13 protein-coding genes are annotated in these 16,000 nt (G+C 70.8%); 5 read left to right on the top strand and 8 right to left on the bottom strand.

Annotated features, from left to right (window positions below; all coding sequences use genetic code 11):
* Positions 1-96 precede the first annotated feature (96 nt).
* A complete protein-coding gene (locus WMF12_RS02485; protein WP_437744000.1) occupies positions 97-717 on the bottom strand; it encodes a hypothetical protein in 621 nt (206 codons plus the stop codon).
* 398 nt (positions 718-1,115) lie between these two features.
* Between WMF12_RS02485 and WMF12_RS02480 the strand changes: the two genes are divergently transcribed.
* The 3 genes from WMF12_RS02480 to WMF12_RS02470 all read left to right on the top strand — a co-directional run bounded on the left by WMF12_RS02480 (position 1,116) and on the right by WMF12_RS02470 (position 4,036).
* Positions 1,116-2,006, top strand: a complete 891-nt coding sequence (locus WMF12_RS02480; RefSeq protein ID WP_437862386.1) for a homocysteine S-methyltransferase family protein — start codon at positions 1,116-1,118, stop codon at positions 2,004-2,006.
* Between the two features lie 168 nt (positions 2,007-2,174).
* Entirely contained in the window at positions 2,175-2,867 is a 693-nt protein-coding gene (locus WMF12_RS02475) for a glutathione S-transferase N-terminal domain-containing protein (protein WP_437743998.1), read from the top strand.
* A 503-nt stretch (positions 2,868-3,370) separates the two neighbouring features.
* Positions 3,371-4,036 carry a hypothetical protein gene (locus WMF12_RS02470; RefSeq protein ID WP_437862363.1) on the top strand — a complete coding sequence of 222 codons (666 nt, stop codon included), beginning with the start codon at positions 3,371-3,373 and terminating at the stop codon, positions 4,034-4,036.
* 292 nt (positions 4,037-4,328) lie between these two features.
* Here the strand turns inward: WMF12_RS02470 and purU are convergent, their stop codons facing one another.
* The 3 genes from purU to WMF12_RS02455 all read right to left on the bottom strand — a co-directional run bounded on the left by purU (position 4,329) and on the right by WMF12_RS02455 (position 6,485).
* Positions 4,329-5,222, bottom strand: a complete 894-nt coding sequence (gene purU, locus WMF12_RS02465) for a formyltetrahydrofolate deformylase (protein ID WP_437719484.1) — start codon at positions 5,220-5,222, stop codon at positions 4,329-4,331.
* 97 nt (positions 5,223-5,319) lie between these two features.
* On the bottom strand, positions 5,320-6,057 hold the full coding sequence (locus WMF12_RS02460; protein ID WP_012233128.1) for a histidine phosphatase family protein: 738 nt from the start codon (positions 6,055-6,057) through the stop codon (positions 5,320-5,322).
* Positions 6,058-6,179: 122 nt separating this feature from the next.
* Entirely contained in the window at positions 6,180-6,485 is a 306-nt protein-coding gene (locus WMF12_RS02455) for a hypothetical protein (RefSeq protein WP_437862342.1), read from the bottom strand.
* 346 nt (positions 6,486-6,831) lie between these two features.
* On the opposite strand from WMF12_RS02455, the gene WMF12_RS02450 reads away from it, so the two are divergent.
* On the top strand, positions 6,832-7,437 hold the full coding sequence (locus WMF12_RS02450) for a hypothetical protein (RefSeq protein ID WP_437862330.1): 606 nt from the start codon (positions 6,832-6,834) through the stop codon (positions 7,435-7,437).
* Positions 7,438-7,516: 79 nt separating this feature from the next.
* On the opposite strand, the gene mgtE is transcribed toward WMF12_RS02450, so the two are convergent.
* Positions 7,517-8,851, bottom strand: coding sequence for a magnesium transporter (gene mgtE / locus WMF12_RS02445; RefSeq protein WP_437862320.1), 1,335 nt, complete (start codon positions 8,849-8,851; stop codon positions 7,517-7,519).
* 374 nt (positions 8,852-9,225) lie between these two features.
* A complete protein-coding gene (locus WMF12_RS02440) occupies positions 9,226-9,843 on the bottom strand; it encodes a Maf family protein (protein WP_437862299.1) in 618 nt (205 codons plus the stop codon).
* Positions 9,844-10,183: 340 nt separating this feature from the next.
* Between WMF12_RS02440 and WMF12_RS02435 the strand changes: the two genes are divergently transcribed.
* Positions 10,184-11,911: a right-handed parallel beta-helix repeat-containing protein gene (locus WMF12_RS02435; RefSeq protein WP_437862273.1), complete on the top strand. Its 1,728-nt coding sequence runs from the start codon at positions 10,184-10,186 to the stop codon at positions 11,909-11,911.
* A 4-nt stretch (positions 11,912-11,915) separates the two neighbouring features.
* Here the strand turns inward: WMF12_RS02435 and WMF12_RS02430 are convergent, their stop codons facing one another.
* Together WMF12_RS02430 and WMF12_RS02425 are read right to left on the bottom strand one after the other, a co-directional pair.
* Positions 11,916-14,105 carry a bifunctional alpha,alpha-trehalose-phosphate synthase (UDP-forming)/trehalose-phosphatase gene (locus WMF12_RS02430; protein ID WP_437862264.1) on the bottom strand — a complete coding sequence of 730 codons (2,190 nt, stop codon included), beginning with the start codon at positions 14,103-14,105 and terminating at the stop codon, positions 11,916-11,918.
* Between the two features lie 99 nt (positions 14,106-14,204).
* The gene (locus WMF12_RS02425; RefSeq protein ID WP_437862250.1) at positions 14,205-15,911 is read right to left on the bottom strand and encodes a serine/threonine protein kinase; all 1,707 of its coding nucleotides are present in this window, start codon (positions 15,909-15,911) and stop codon (positions 14,205-14,207) included.
* Positions 15,912-16,000 lie beyond the last annotated feature (89 nt).

Genomic DNA, 16,000 nt, shown 5'->3' with positions numbered 1-16,000 from the left:
GCTGTGCCCCCGAGGGCGAGCAGCGCAGCGCACCAAACCGAGAGCGAACGCATCAACGAGGCCCTGCGAGGGGGGAAAGAGTCCGTCAGGCGCGTCTCAGCACCACACGTGCTCGATGAGGTAGCAGGTGTAGGTCCCCGGCTTCCATGTCTCGGGGCGCCCGCCGGTCGTGTTGTCGGTACATACCTCGCAGTAGGCGTGGATGCAGTCGGGGTCGGTGCTCTGCGGCTTCGCCCCGGGGGCGGACGGGGGCTCCTCGGAGTAGAAGAACCCGTCGGTCCTCAGCTGGTCGAGCTCGCTCTCCGACAGCTTCCCGAAGGCGGACTCGTCCGAGGAGATGCTGAACCGATCGTCCGACGCCTCGGTCAGGACGGGCGCCGGGTAGTCGCCGTAGTCCGCCTGCTCGATGGCGGCCATCTGCTCCGAGAGCAAGATCTCCTTGCCGTTGCCGGTGGAGAGCTTGATGCGCGCGTAGTCGATGGCCCCCCCCGAGTAATCGAGGGCGTAGACCGTGTCTCGGCTCATGTCGAGGTTCAGGAACTCGCTCGTCTCGAGGGCCTTCGAGACCTCCGCCTGGGTGATCCGCTCGTGCGCCACCGCGTCATCGACGGGAGCCTCCTCCGACGCGCCGCATCCGGTAAACCCGGCCGCTGCGATGACGCCAAGCGCAACACTGAGAGCGAGCGATTTGGAAGAACGGATGGACTGTCGAATCATGATGGCGTTCCTTTCTTATGGGCTCACTGACGGCGCTCGCCTGGCCTCGCGCGGGCCAGCGGGAGCTCCCCCATGTCGGTCCTGCGTCGCTCCTGCAAACGATCGCTTGCTTGTCGGACCCCACGACTCCGGCGAGTCGAGTGGAATGAGGGGAAGATGAATTCATTTCAACGGTGCCGCAGGCCCCCCATACCTGGCAAGTAATTTCCCGGCGCGAAAGAGATTTCCATCGTTCTTTCTGCCGCACAGTGGTCGGGACGGTGCACCGTGCGGGGCCTCGCTTACCCCGAGCCGCAGACGGGCCATGACCCGACTCAGGGGTTGCCGTGGAAACCGGCCGCGGACATACCGGAGCCTACATGGAGGACGTGGCCAGATCGCCGCTCGGTTCAGCTGCTGTGTCCGCCGAGGCTGCCATCGTGGTCCTCGACGGCCCGCTCGGGACCGAGCTCGCCGCGCGCGGGGTCGAGACGCCTGCGCCGCTCTGGAGCGCCGCGGCCCTGCTCGATGCGCGCGGCCGCGACGTGGTCCGCGCGATCCATCGGGATTACGCGCGCGCAGGCGCGACGGTGCACACGGCCAACACGTTCCGCACCAGGCGGAGGCAGGCGGGCGCCGCCTGGGCCGAGCTGACCGCGCGCGCGGTCTCGCTGGCGCGCGAGGCCGTGCGCGACGAGGGCCCACGGCACCGGGTCGCCGGCAGCATCGCGCCGATCGAGGATTGCTACCGGCCCGACCTGAGCCCGGCCGACGCGCGGCAGGAGCACCGCGAGCTCGCGCAGGCGCTCGCGAGCGCGGGCGTCGACGTCCTCCTCTGCGAGACGTTCCCGCACATCGGCGAGGCGCTCGTGGCGCTGGAGGAAGCGGTCGCCACGGGCGTCGAAGCATGGGTGTCGTTCACGGCCGGTCCGGGGTCGGATCTGCTCTCGCCCGAGGACATCGGGCTCGCCGCGCGGGAGGCGGCCTCCCGCGGCGCGAGTGCCGTGCTCGTCAACTGCACCCCGGCGACTCGCACGCTCGCGCACATCGAGCGGCTCGCGGCGTGCGGCGTCCCGTTCGGGGCCTACGCGAACGCGGGCGCGGAGGCCGAGGGGCTCGGCTGGGGCGTTGGCGTCGACCAGCGCGGCTCGGCGGCCGCGCGTTATGCGGAGCTCGCGCGCCGCTGGCTCGAGGCGGGCGCCACGATCGTGGGCGGGTGCTGCGGGACGGGGCCCGGGCACATCGCGGCGCTGCGCGCGCTCGTCGACGGGGCGAGGCCCGCGCGCGAACCGACGGGATCGCCGCGCTGAGGCGACGCGCCCAATCGCCGGTTGCTCCCCACGGGGCGACGTGCCACCGATTGTCCGACGAGCCGGGCGACGCCAGCGCGAAGCGGCGCGGCGCCCGGCAGACACGATCCATCGCCTGAGACAGCACGCCGTCGCGATCGGCGACGGCCCACGGACACGGAGCGCAAGATGATCGATCTCTATTACTGGCCCACCCCGAACGGCTGGAAGATCAGCATAATGCTCGAGGAGACGGGCCTCCCCTACAAGCTCGTCCCGGTCAACATCGGGCGGGGCGAGCAGTTCAAGCCGGAGTTCCTCGCGATCAGCCCCAACAACCGGATGCCCGCCATCGTCGATCACGACCCTCCGGGCGGCGGGGCGCCGATCTCCGTGTTCGAGTCGGGCGCGATCCTGCTCTACCTCGCGGAGAAGACGGGCAAGTTCATCCCCTCGGACGTCCGCGGTCGTTACGAGGTGACCCAGTGGCTCATGTGGCAGATGGGCGGCCTCGGACCGATGAGCGGCCAGGCGGGCCATTTCAATCACTATGCGCCGGAGAAGATCCCCTATGCGATCGAGCGCTATACCAAGGAGGTACGCCGGCTCTATGGCGTGATGGACAAGCGGCTCGCGGACCGGCCTTTCCTGGCTGGCGAGTACTCGATTGCCGACATGGCGAGCTATCCCTGGGCGATGCCGCACGAGCGGTACGGGGTGTCGGCCGACGAGCTCCCGAACTTCAAGCGGTGGCTCGATGCGGTGCGCGCGAGGCCCGCCGTCGAGCGCGGGCTCGCGGTCGGAAATGAGCTGCGGAACGCGAGCCAGCCGATGGACGACGAAGCGAAGAAGTGGCTGTTCGGGAAGAAGCCCGAGGCGTGACCCGCCCGTCCCGCACGCGCAGGGGACGCGCCCCCCGCGATTGCGCGGCGGTGCGCCCTGGGCGCGCGGCGCCTCGCTGACGAACTGCGACCAGGGCGGACAAACCAAGCTCCAACGCGCCGTCCAGCGCGCCAGCGCGCCACGCGCGACGCACCCCAGAGCGTCCTGAGCAGGGCGGGGCCACCAGCGCAGCGCGGCCTGCCGTCAGGGCTTCACCGGGCGCGCCGGGCCGCTGGTGCGCCCTGGCTGGACCCGACACGTCCTCTCGCCGGAGAAAAGGGGAACGAGCGCTCCTCGACGATCCGCTCGGCCCGGATCGCGCGGGCTCCGCTGCGGGGCGCCGCTCGCGCGAGCGCGCTGCATTGACGCCCTCGCGGACGTCAAGCACGCCGGGAGCGGAAACGTCTGCACAGCTCCGCCAGGCACACACTCTGCTCTGCGGTGAGCCGAGATGTCTGGGCCTAGTGGGCCCTCGCGGACATCGGGGGGAAACGATCATGTCGATGCATAGCAAGATGCTGGTGCCTGCATTTCTTTTTGCTGCTCTGGCCGCCGGTTGTGCGGTGAACACGGACGACGCGGACCTCGATCAAAGCGATCTCGGTGACGACGAGATCGGGGCCGTCGAGCAAGCGTTGGAGGAGGAGCGAGGCGGATACCTGGGGATGGGCGCGGCGCAGCTCGCGCCCGGACAGGCCCAGATGGGCCCGAGCAAGGGCGGGATGTTCCCCAGCAAGGGCGCGCTCGGACCGAGCAAGGGCGAGATGTTCCCCAGCAAGGGCGCGCTCGGACCGAGCAAGGGCGAGATGTTCCCCAGCAAGGGCGCGCTCGTGCCGAGCCAGGCCGGGATGTTCCCCAGCAAGGGCGCGCTCGGACCGAGCAAGGGCGCGCTCGGGCCCAGCAAGGGTGAGGTGTTCCCTGGCAAGGGCGCGCTCGTGCCGAGCCAGGCCGGGATGTTCCCCGGGCAGGTGCCGTCCAAGGCCGGGTTCGGCGGTTATTCCGGCCAGCAATCCAGCCAAGGGATCCAGGGCTATGCTGGTCAGCAGGCCGGCCTCGGCCAGGCCGCCATCTCCCAGTCGGGCGCTTATGGCCAGTCGGCCGTCCTCGGGCAGCTCGCGCCCGGCCAGCAAGGCCAGATCACCGCGCCTGGCCAGCAGGGCCGGCCGTAACGCCTCGCGCGCGCGCTCATCGGGCTCCCAGGAGAGCGCGCCCGGCCGCGCGCACCTCCCCCGCGCTCGATCGCCCAGATTGCCCCGACTGTCCCACGGCCTGGGTCGGTCGGGGCATTGTCTGGAGATCCACAGCGGTCTCCGCCCCCCTCTGCACCATGCCGAGCAGAGCGACGGTCTCCCGCACAGGAGACGGGCCCAGATCGGCGTTTTCGGCGCGCAAGCGCACTCCGGTGCGCTGAGCACCGAAAACGTCGAGATGGGCCCGTATCCGAAGCGGGTGACCGCCGCTCTAAAAAACGACGGTGCGGCGGCCTTCGACGATGACCCGCCGCTCCAGGTGCGCCCGGACGGCGCGAGAGAGGACGAGCCGCTCCACGTCACGCCCCATCCGGGTCATCTCCTCGGGGCCCATCTGGTGATTCACGCGCGCCACGTCCTGCTCGATGATCGGCCCCTGATCCAGGTCCCGCGTCGCATAATGCGCCGTCGCGCCGATGAGCTTCACGCCGCGCGCGTGCGCCTGGTGGTAAGGCTTCGCGCCCTGGAACGCGGGCAGGAACCCGTGGTGGATGTTGATGACGGGCGGCGCCTCATCGAGCATCTGCTCGGAGAGGATTTGCATGTACCGCGCCAGGACGACGAGATCGACATGGTGCCTCTTCAGCAGGTGAAGCACCTGACGCTCCTGCTCGCGCTTGGTCTCCGGGGTGATCGGGATGCAGAAGAAAGGGATTCGAAAGCTCTCGGCCACCGCCTCGAGCGTGGGGTGGTTGGAGATCACGAGCGGGATCTCGCAGCGAAGCTCGCCCGCGCGCTGCCGGAGCACCAGATCGTAGAGGCACGCAGGATCCCTCGTGACGAGGATCGCCATCTTCGGGACGTGATCGCTGTATTCCACCGACCATCGCGCCGAGAGCGACGCGGCGAGCTCGCGAAAGGCGGCCTCGATCGCGCCGCGGGTGGCCGAGCCGCCCAGGGCGGCGACGGCGGCCGGCGAGGCGAGGCCGGACAGATCGACGACGAGACGCATGAAGAAGCGCGGGCCCTCGTCCATGAACGCATCGGTGTGGTTGCTCGCGTCGATGATGTTCAGGCCGATGTCGTAGAAGAACCCCGCGAGTCGCGCGACGAGACCGGGCTGGTCGGGAGCGGCGATGAGGAAGGTTGCGTGAACGGGACCCATCATACGGGTCATGTAGCTCGCCCCGAGGCGGAGGCGCAAGCGCGAGGGCCGGGAGGGACCGCGGGCGGGCGGCTGCCTGTCTGCCTGGCCGCGCGTGCTAGCGCCCCTCGCCGCTCTCGGAGGACGGCGGCCCAGACGGATCATCCACGAGCCTCGGCGCCAGCGTGGAGAGCTCCGCCCAGGGGATGCGCACGGTCCGCTCGACGTCGCGCAGGTGCGCGCTGTCGTTGTAATAGATGAGGTGCCAGGCCTCGGCCCGACCCCAGCGCCGCCTTCGCTGCCAGTGGGTGAGCGAGGTGTGGCGGGTGGCGAAGTGCGCGCTCGGGAAGGCGAGCGCGTTCATCCTGAAGAAGTGGAGGAACGCGACGTCGATGAAGCCGCCGTGGGTGACGACGACGATCGTCCGCCCCTCGTGCTCACGGGTGACGCGATCGAGGGCGACGGAGACCCGCAGCATGAACTGAGCCCAGCTCTCGCCACCGGGGCTCGCGGGCCGGTACGGCTCGCGCTCGAAATCGATCGCGTAGCGCACCATCGCCTCGCCGACCGGCATCCCGTCCGCCTCGCCGGGGCGGAGCTCCTGGACCTCGTCGTCGAGCGTGACGGGCAGCCCCAGGGCGGGAGCGACGATCTCGGCCGTCTGCTGCGCCCGGCGATAGGTGCTGGCGATCAGGACGTCGGCGGGGATCTCGCGCGTCGCGGCCAGGCGATCGCGCAGGCGCTCCGCCTGGAGGACGCCGAGCTGCGTCAGCCCGGTGTCCCCGCGCATCCCGCCCACGATATGGTTCACGTTGACCAGCGCTTCTCCATGCCGGATGAGATAGAGGTTCGTCACGATCTGAGCCTCCGAGGCGCGCGACCTTGTGGGGGGAGGGCCGCGCGGGGCGGTCCGCGCTCGCTAGGAAGAGCAAGGCCCCCCTCGAATGTCAAGGGTTTGTACCGCCGCCGCGCGGGCGCTCAGGGACAGCCGTGGAAGAGCGCGAAGATGGCCGCGCTCTCGGAGCAGACCTGCTCGTCGCGCAGGGCGCTGCAGAAGTCGTCCTCCGTCAGGAAGGTCTTCTTTCCCGTGCTGCCCTCGATGCAGGAGATCGAATAGCCGAACCGCGAGGCGCCCTCCCCGGGCAAGCCTGGGATCTCCAGCTCGGAGCCTTCGCCCACCTGCGAGCCGCTGCCACCCGCGTCCTCCGGCGGATCGACGCCGAGCAACGGGAGCACCAAGATGGGCAAAATGCTGAAGAGACCGGCTACGAAATTCGGGATCATGGGTTTACCTCCAACGTCGATAGAAAGGCATCCTCGTACGAGGTGGCCATTGCAGCTGTCGAATCGAACATGCATCCGACAGGCCAGCTCCGGTCCTGTCCGCCCATTGCACAGCGCGCGCGAGCGCGGGGCGAGCCCGCGCGCGCCATCGATCGAATGCGCGGGCCGCCTGCCCCGTCCGGGTCGGAGGGGGCGCGCGGGCCGCCGCCGCGTGATCGCGGCGGGCCGGACGGGCCCGCCTGGGCGCGGCGCGCCGGACCGGCCCGCCCGGGCGCGGCGCGCTGCGCCGCCCTTGCCAGCTCGCTCGGACATGGCCTACAAGGCGGGCCCTCTGAAGGAGACCCTCATGCACCGTCGCAGCTTCATCGCGGCCGCGCTGCTCGGCTTCGCGGCCCTCGCCGGGTGCGGGCCGCGCTGGCGCGTCGTGACCCAGGCGAGCCCCGACACGTTCGTCGGCCAGCGGTATTTCGCCCTGATGCCCATCGACTACGTGGGCCTCTTCATCCTCGACCAGCGCGAGGACCAGTACCTGGCCGGCAAGGACGCGGACGATCACCAGCGCTTCGTGGCGGACAAGGAGTCCATCAACGAGGAGTTCACGAAGGCCCTGGTCGCCGCCGCCCAGGAGGAGGGCATCGAGGTCGCGCCGTCCGACGGCCACACGTCGGCGCCGTTCGTGATCAAGCCCTATATCGGCTACATGAATCCAGGCTTCTACGCGGTCGTCTCCTCGGCCCCGAGCCAGATCCGGCTGACGCTCCGGCTCACGACGCCGGACGGCCGGGTGCTCGATGAGGTCCAGTTCTCGAGCCGCACGGCGTCGCCCATCCCGAACACGAGCCTGAGCTCCGCGGACGCGGACAAGCTGAAGCCCGGCGGCCGCTGGCGCGAGGACGCGCGCGTGATCGGCGCGTATGTGGCGCGCTACCTGGCGTCCCGCGTCAGCCCCTAGGCCCCCGCCGCCCGGGCGCTCCCCGGCCGCGCGCTTCGGGGAAGCCCCCGGGGAGGGCGCGGGGGGGCGCTCGCCCGCTTCACAGCAGCACACCGCGGAGCAGGAGCTCGGCCACGCTGAAGTAGATCACGAGGCCGGAGACGTCGACGAGGGTCGCGACGAACGGGGCCGAGGCGCTCGCCGGGTCGAAGCGCAGCGCCCGGAGCACGAACGGCAGGAGCGCCCCCGCCAGCGTGCCCCAGGTCACGACGCCGACAAGGCTGATCGCGACGGTCAGGGCGAGGAGCGCGTAGTGCGGGCCATAGGCCTCGAAGAGCTTCTCCCAGGCGATGACGCGCGCGAAGCCGATGGCGCCGAGGATCCCGCCGAGCGCGAGGCCCGACGCGAGCTCCCGGCGGCTGACGCGCCAGAAGTCGGCGAGCCGGATCTCGCCGAGCGCCATCGCCCGGATGACCAGCGTCGTCGCCTGAGAGCCGGAGTTGCCCCCGCTCGAGATGATGAGCGGCACGAAGAGGGCGAGCACGACGGCGCGGGCGATCTCGCTCTCGTAGTGCCCCATCGCCGTTGCGGTGAGGAGCTCGCCCACGAACAGCGCGGACAGCCAGCCCGCGCGCTTGCCGAGCATCCTGGAGAGGGGGGTCCGGAGGTAGGGCGCGTCGAGCGCCTGCATGCCGCCGAGCTTCTGGATGTCCTCGGTCGCCTCCTCTTCCACGACGTCCACGATGTCGTCTGCGGTGACGATCCCCTTCATCCGACCCTCGCTGTCGACGACGGGTATCGCCACGAGATCGTGCTCCGCGAAGGTCCGCGCCACCGCCTCCTGGTCGGCGTCCTCGTTGACCGACACGACGTCGGTCTTCATCACGTCGCTGACGCGCCGGTCGCCGGGGGCGATCATGAGCTGCCTGAGCGACACCACGCCGCGCAGCCGCTGCTCGGCGTCGAGCACATAACCGTAGTAGATGGTCTCGAGGTGATCCCTGGCCTGCCGCTTGAGGTAGCTGATCGCCTGGTCGACCGTCGCCTCCGGCCGCACGCGCGCGAACCACGGGCTCATCAGCCCGCCGGCCTCGTCCTCGGCGTACGCGAGGAGCGCGATCACCTCGCGCCGCGTCGGCTCGTCCAGCAAGGAGAGGAGCTCCGCCTGGTCGGCCGGCGACACCTCGAGGAGGAGGTCCGCCACGTCGTCGGGCGCGAGCAGGCGGATCCACAGCCTGCGTTCGCCCTTCGTGAGGCCCGCGAGGAGCGCGGCCTGGTCGGCCGTGGGGAGACCCTCGAAGAAATCCTCCGCCTCCTCGCGCCGCAGGCGGCGATAGGCCTGCACCCGCTCCTCGTTCTGCAGGGCCGACCAGGACAGCGTCAGATCAGCCGCCGTGAGCGCCTCGGCCGCGTTGAAGGGCGGGCGTTCCATCATCGCCTCACCTCGTCGAGCGCCTGGCCCGCCCCGTCGGCGTCGCCCGGCAGAAGATGCCCATTCGTGAGGGCCCAGCGGCAGGCTCGACCCTGGAACCACGATTAGCAACGGGCGCGCCACGGCCGCCCCTCCCTGAGAGCCCCGGCGCGCACACAGCGCCGCGGCCCCCCCCGCCCGCGCCGTCAGACAGCACAGCGCCTGGGGCAGCCGGCAACTTCCTGGTTCCCTGGGGCTTCTCCCTCGGTGCTCGGATCGCGCCGACGCGCAATGGCGCGGTTTGGCGGGAACCTACCGTATCTCCCAGGATGCAGGCTCTCTCTCGGCCTGCGTGGAGCCTGCCGGCGCTCTCTCTGACGCCTGCCTGACGCCTGCGCTCACGCGCGCGCGGGCGGGGCGAGCGGATCGACCCCGAAGCGGCGCAGGAGGCGGCAGAGCGGGACGAGCGGCAGCCCCACGATGGCCGCCTCGTCGGCGTGGCGCACGTCGTCGAACAGCCACGGTCCGTGCTTCTCGAAGAGGTATCCTCCCGCGCTGCCGATCGGCCGATCCAGCTCGACGTAGCGGCGGATCTGCGCGCGGTCGAGCGGGCGGACGCGGAGCTCCACCGAGACGCACTCGGCCAGCGTCCGCGGCTCGCCGGCCGCGAGCGGCACCCCCGGCGGCGCGTGCACCGCGACGGCGGCGTGGAGCGCGTGGACGCGCCCCGAGAGCCGCCCGAGCTGGTCTGCCGCCTCGTCGAGCGAGGCCGGCTTGCGGAGGAGCTCCCCATCGAGCTCGAGCGCCTGATCGGCGCCGATGATCAGGGCGCCTTCCCGCGCGGGCGCGAGGCTCAGCGCCTTCCCCTCCGCGAAGAGGCGGGCGCACGCGAGGGGCGACATCCCCTCGGGCGCGATCTCCTCGAACGCCGGCGCGACGGCCTCGTAGGCGAGCCCGAGGCGATCGAGGAGCGCCCTCCGGAAGGGCGACGTGGAGGCGAGGACAACCGGAAACATGGTCGGCTCCATGACACGGAACGACGCGCGCGCCGAGAGGAACCGCCCGCCTCGCCCCGCGCGCTCCTCCAGCCCCTCGCGCTCCTCCCGCTCCTCCCGCGCTTCACCCGCTCTTCGCTGCTCTTCACGCTCTTCGCGGCGTTCGCACCGACTTGCTTTTATTTACCAAAATTTATCGAGAAATGGCAGACGGCGAGGATTCTAAGCAATGGTGAAAGCCGCTGGGCACACGGGAATAACGGCAGGAATTCCTGCCGTCAGGTGTCGCCTGAATTACCCATCATGCATTTCATTAAAAAGCAGCTTGCACTCGGACTCTACAGCACGCGACAGTACGCCAATGCAGCAACTCAACACAAGGCACCTCGTCACACTCTCTCTCGTCGCGCCGGGCATCGGGCTCTCCGTGCTGCTCGCCGCCTCGCCGGCGAGCGCAGCGACGTACGAGGTGGGGCGGGGCAAGCCTTATGCGAGCCTCGCGGAGGTCGCCCCTCGCCTCGCTGCCGGGGACGTGGTTCTGGTCGAGGGCGACGCGACCTATCCGGGGGATCTGTTCTTCAAGAAGTCGGGCACCGAGGCGCAGAAGATCACGATCCGCGGCGTTCGCGTGAACGGCCGCCGCCCTGTCCTATCGGGGGGGACGAACACCGTGGTCTTCGCTGGCAATCACTATACCTTCGAAGGCTTCGACATCACCGGCGGCTCGGGCCGCTGCGTGTTCAACAAAGCGCACGACATCACGATCCGCGACTCGGTGGTGCACGATTGCGCCGGGCACGGGATCCTCGGCGCCGACTCCGAGTCGGGCTCCCTCACGCTGGAGTACGTCGAGGTCTATGCCTGCGGCTCGGGCGACACCAGGCACCCCATCTACATCGCGACCGACGAGGAGACGCGCCTCGGCTCGGTGTTCCGCATGCGGCACTGCTATGTGCACGACGGCAATGGCGGCAACAGCGTGAAGAGCCGCGCGGAGCGGAACGAGATCTATTACAACTGGATCGAGGGCGCGAAATACCACGAGCTCGAGCTGATCGGGCCGGACGGCCAGGACGAGGGGCTCGCGCGCGAGGACTCCGACGTCGTCGGCAATGTCATCGTCAAGACCGGCCAGCACTTCGCCGTGCGCGTCGGGGGCGACGGCACGGGGCAGACGTGGGGTCGCTTCCGGTTCGTCAACAACACGTTCCTGCTCGCCCCCGGGTCGCGGCCGGCGATCAGGATGTTCGACGGGATCGAGAGCGTCGAGCTGAGCAACAACGTGTTCTATCGGCGCGGCGGCGGCGGCGTGGAGGTCTATGTCGACAGGAGCGCGACCTGGAAGACCGGAACGGCGTTGATCTCGGGCGCCAACAACTGGGTGCCCACCGGCTCCTCGGCCATCCCCGCGGCGTGGACAGGCACGGTGCAGGGCACCGACCCCGGCTTCACCAACCTCAGCTCGCTGGACCTCCGCCCGGCGTCGAACAGCCCGCTCGTCAACGCCGGCTCCAGCGCGACGCCGAGCCCGGCAGGGTACCCGTTCCCGAAGCCGCTCACCGCGCCGCAGTCCTCGCCCAGGAGGGGCAGCCGCGGGGCCAGCGGACCGCTGCTGCGGCCGGTCGCTGGCGCGATCGACATCGGAGCCTACGAGTCCGGCTCCAGCCTCGCGGCGTTCGCCATGAGGGCCGCGGACAGCGATCGGGACCTCGACGACGGCGACAGCAGCGCCGCGGAGGAGGCGTGGAACGTCGGCCGCGATGCCGCCCCGAGCGACGGTGAGGCGGACGCCAGCGACACCGACGACGGCGATGCCAGCGACGTCGATGGCAGCGACGCCGACGCCGACGCCGACGCGTCCGCCGGCGACTGCGCCGCGGACGGCGACGACACCGCAGCGCGCGCCGCTGCGTGCTCCGAGGCCGCGCAGGGCAACGCGGGCGCTCCGCACGACGCCCACGCCAGCGCGTGCAGCGTCGGCGGGGGGCTCGCGGGCGGCCCGGTCGCCGGCTCGGGGGCTCTCCTCGCCGGGGCGGCGGCGCTCCTCGGCGCCGCCCTCCGGCGGCGCGGTCGCCGCGCCAGGGCGTGAGCCCTCAGGCGACGAGCGCGCGCAGCAAGCGACGCGCAGACGCCGGGTCGGGCAGCTGAAACGCCGCGGAGCTCTCCCCGCCGCCCACGTGGATCGTGAGCGCGGTCGGGGGGAGCGCCGCGAACAGATCCTCGTCGGTCCTGTCGTCGCCGAGCGCGATCACCACCGCGTCGGGCCCCATCATGGCGAGCACCCGCGGCACGATCACCCCCTTGTTGACGCCGCGGAGCCGCACCTCCAGCACCTTCCGGCCCGGGATGAGCTCGAGATCGTGCTCGCGCAGCGCCTCGCCGAGCTCCAGGGGCACCTCGCGGGCCGTCTGGCTGGCGAGCTCCGGGTCGGCGGCCCGGTAGTGCCACGCGATCGAGACCATCTTCTCCTCGATGAAGCTGCCCGCCGTGCGGTCGACGAAGCCCTGGAGGACGTCGCGGACCCTCGGCTTCCAGTCGAGCGCGGCCTCGCGGAGCGCGACCCAGGGCTCTCCGGGCGCGGCGCGCGAGAAGAACCCGTGCTCCGCGTGGAGGCTGATGGGCAGCTCGCCCAGCCACCGCTCGAGGTCCTCGCGCGGCCGGCCGCTCACCACGTGCACCTGCGTCCGCGGGCGCGCCGCGAGCTCGCGCAGCTCGGTGACGAGCGCCTCGTCCGGCTGAGCGAGCTCGGGCATGGCCTCTAGGGGGACCAGCGTGCCGTCGTAGTCGAGCATCACGATCAGCGACGGCGCGCTGCGCGCGCTCGCGATCGTGCTCCCCTGGGGCGCGCCTTCCGGCCGCCGGACGGCCCCCACCGCGGACAGGACGCCGCCCGCGCGCTCGAGATCGTTCAGGAAGCGGTGCGACCAGCGGTGCGCGTCGTGCGTCACGACGCGACGCCGGAGCGCCTGCATCCGGACGCGCTGCTCGGACGGCGACATGACGAGCGCCCGCTGGATCGTCGACGCCACCGCGTCGATGTCGTGCGGGTTCACCAGGAGCGCCTCGATCAGCTCGGCGGCCGCGCCCGCGAACTCGCTCAGCACGAGCGCGCCGGTGTCGTCGAGCCGCGAGGCCACGTACTCCTTGCAGACGAGGTTCATCCCGTCGCGCAGCGGCGTCACCATCATCACGTCGGCCGCGAGGTAGAGCGCGACGACCCCGGCCATGGGCATCGACCGGTGCAGGAAGTGGATCGGGACATCGTCGAGCGTCCCGTAGCTGCCGTTGATGCGGCCGACGAGCTCGTTCACGACGCGCCGGAACTCGGCGTAGGCGTCGACGTTCTCGCGCGTCGGCACCGCGAGCTGGATGAACCGGACCTTGCTCCGGAGCTCGGGCTCGCGCTCCAGGAAGCGCTCGATGGCGAGCATGCGCCTCGGGATGCCCTTCGTGTAGTCGAGCCGATCGACGCCGAGCACGATCTTCCGGCCCTGGGCGCTCTCGCGGATGCGCCGCGCCTCGGCGCGGACCTCCTCGTCGCGCGCGAGCCGCACGAACTCGTCGACGTCGATGCTGACCGGATAGGCGCCGAGCCGCACCCGCCGCCCCTCGTACGCGAGCGTCTCCAGGTCGGGATCGAGCCCGAGCACGCGCGCGGCGGAGTAGACGAAGTGGTACCGATAGGCCGTCGTGTGAAACCCGACGACGTCGGCGCCGAGCATGCCGCGCAGCACCTGCTCCCGCCAGGGCAGGATCCGGAAGACCTCGGCCGCGGGGAAAGGGATGTGCAGGAAGAAGCCGATCCGCGCGTCGGGGATGCGCCGCCGCAGCATCGCCGGCACCAGCGTGAGCTGGTAGTCGTGGATCCACACCCTGTCGCCCGGCCTGTACCGGGCGACGATGGCCTCGGCGAAGCGCTCGTTCACCTCGCGGTAGCTCTCCCAGTCGTGCCGGGCGTCGAGGTGCAACTTCTCGACGAGGTAGTGGAACAGCGGCCACAGGACGCTGTTCGAGAAGCCGTCGTAGTAACGGCTCACCTCGGCCGAGGTGAGGTGCACCGGGGCCGCGCCGAGCTGCTCGAGCCGATCCTCGACCTCTCGGCGCTGCTCCTCGGTGAGGCGCGCGAGGTCGCCCGGCCATCCGAGCCAGAGGCCGCCGTGGCGCTCGTGGGGGCCCCGGAGCGCGGTCACGAGGCCGCCCGCCGAGGGGACGACGGAGACGTCCCCCTGATCGGCGTGGACGGTTACCGGAAGGCGGTTCGAGACGATGAGCAGGCGGGACATGCGCGGCCAGGAAGCTAGCGCATGGCCCCTGCACCACGCCCTTGAGGCGCGGTGAAATCAGGGGCTAGCCGATGGTGCTCGTCGGGCGCGCCCTGATCGCTACCTGTCGATCCGGATCGACGGCGCCGTGTTCTCCGGAGGGCTGGGCTTCGACGTGGCCGTGGGCGCTGCGGGGCGAACGGGCCGGCCCCAGTTTCGCCTGCCGCCCGAGCTCGTGTTGGACGGCGCGTCGTCGGTCTTCGCAGGCGCGGCCACCTGCGCGAGCCGCGCGACGGTCTGCACGGACATCTCCGACGGCCCCTGCACGATGGAGTAGGGCTGAAAGCCTTCCTTCTGCAGGGTCAGCCGGCGAGGCGACGCGCGCACCTGCTCGTTCGCGATCGAGAGCTGGAGCGGCGTCTGCCCGAGCGACTTCCCGTCCTCCAGGACGTCGGCGCCCGGCGGGATCGACTCGATGATCAGCATGAACGAGGGCGCGCCCTTGTGATCGCCGGGCGTGCCGGTCGCCGCGGGCGCGGTCGTGGGCGCGGTCGCGACCTCGGGCGTGGCCTCGGTCTGAGCGGGCTTGCGGGTCAGCGCGAACGCGGCCGCCGCCACGACGACCGCGCCGATGGCGGCGAGGATCACCCCCTTGCGACCGCCGCCGGAGGGGGCCTCCTGCGCGCCGGTCGCGCCCTTGGACGCGCCCGCCGCGGTCGCGGCGGCGCCCGGGCCCGAGCCGACGCCGGAGGTGCGCCCGCTCGGATCGTCATCACTCGACGGCGCCGGGAGCGTCACCGCGTCCTTGAGCGCTTGCACCGTGGACGAACGCGACGAGATCTGCACGCCGGGCAGCGACTCGAACGAGGTGATCTGCGTGCCGCCGAACGCGGTCGTCACGCCCATGCCGCGGGCGCACTCGCCGAGGCCCTGGATGAGGGCGTCCATCGTCGCGGGCCGGCCGTCCGGATCCTTCGCGAGACAGCGCATCACGAGCGCCTCGAGCGGCTCCGGGATGTCGACGTCCGGGTTCCGCTCCTTCATGCGCGGCACCGGCTGCTGGAGGTGCGCCATCAGGATCTGGATCGACTTCTCGGACTCGAACGGGACCTTCCCGCAGAGCATCTGGTAGAGGATGACGCCGAGCGAGTAGATGTCGGTCCTGAGATCGACCTTGCCGTGCGAGATCTGCTCCGGCGACATGAAGCGGGGCGAGCCCAGGAACGCGCCCTGCTGCGTGAGCTCCTCCGAGTCGTCGCCCAGCTGCTTCACGAGGCCGAAGTCGAGGATCTTGACCGCCTCCTCCGCGTCCTCGTTGGAGACGAGCATGATGTTCGACGGCTTGAGGTCGCGGTGGACGACGCCGTGCTTGTGCGCCTCGCGCAGCCCGCGCGCGATCTGCCGCGCGATGCGCATCGCCTCGGGCGGCGGCAGGCGCCCCTGCCGGCGCACGCGCCGGAAGAGCGTCTCGCCCTCGAGGAACTCCATCGCCATGAAGAACCGCTCCTGATCGTCGGCCTCGATGCGGCCGTAGTCGAAGACGGTGACGATGTTCGGGTGCTGGAGGCGCGCGAGGATGCTCGCCTCGAGGAAGAAGCGCTTGTGGAAGTTCGGGTCGAGCTGCCGCGAGGCCTGGTTCGGGATCAAGACCTTGATCGCCACCTGGCGCCCGAGCGGGATCTGCTCGCCGCGATAGATCGTGCCCATGCCGCCGGTCGCGAGCTGGGAAAGGATCTTGAACTTTCCGTTGAGCACCTTTCCGAGCAACGGATCGATCGGCTCGCTGCGCGCTACTTCATCGACGACGTTTTCGTTGGCACCACTCATATGAACTCCGTCGCCTTCCCCGTGCGGGCGCGGGCGAGCCCTCCCCTCGGTGACGATGCCTCGCGATGCGTGAGCCTGGACCTCATGAT

This window comes from Sorangium sp. So ce363 (assembly GCF_051520435.1).
GTDB classification, from domain to species: Bacteria; Myxococcota_A; Polyangia; order Polyangiales; family Polyangiaceae; genus Sorangium; species Sorangium cellulosum_B.
The sequence above is the reverse complement of the archived record's forward strand: the minus strand, read 5'-3'. Positions and strand labels throughout refer to the sequence as shown.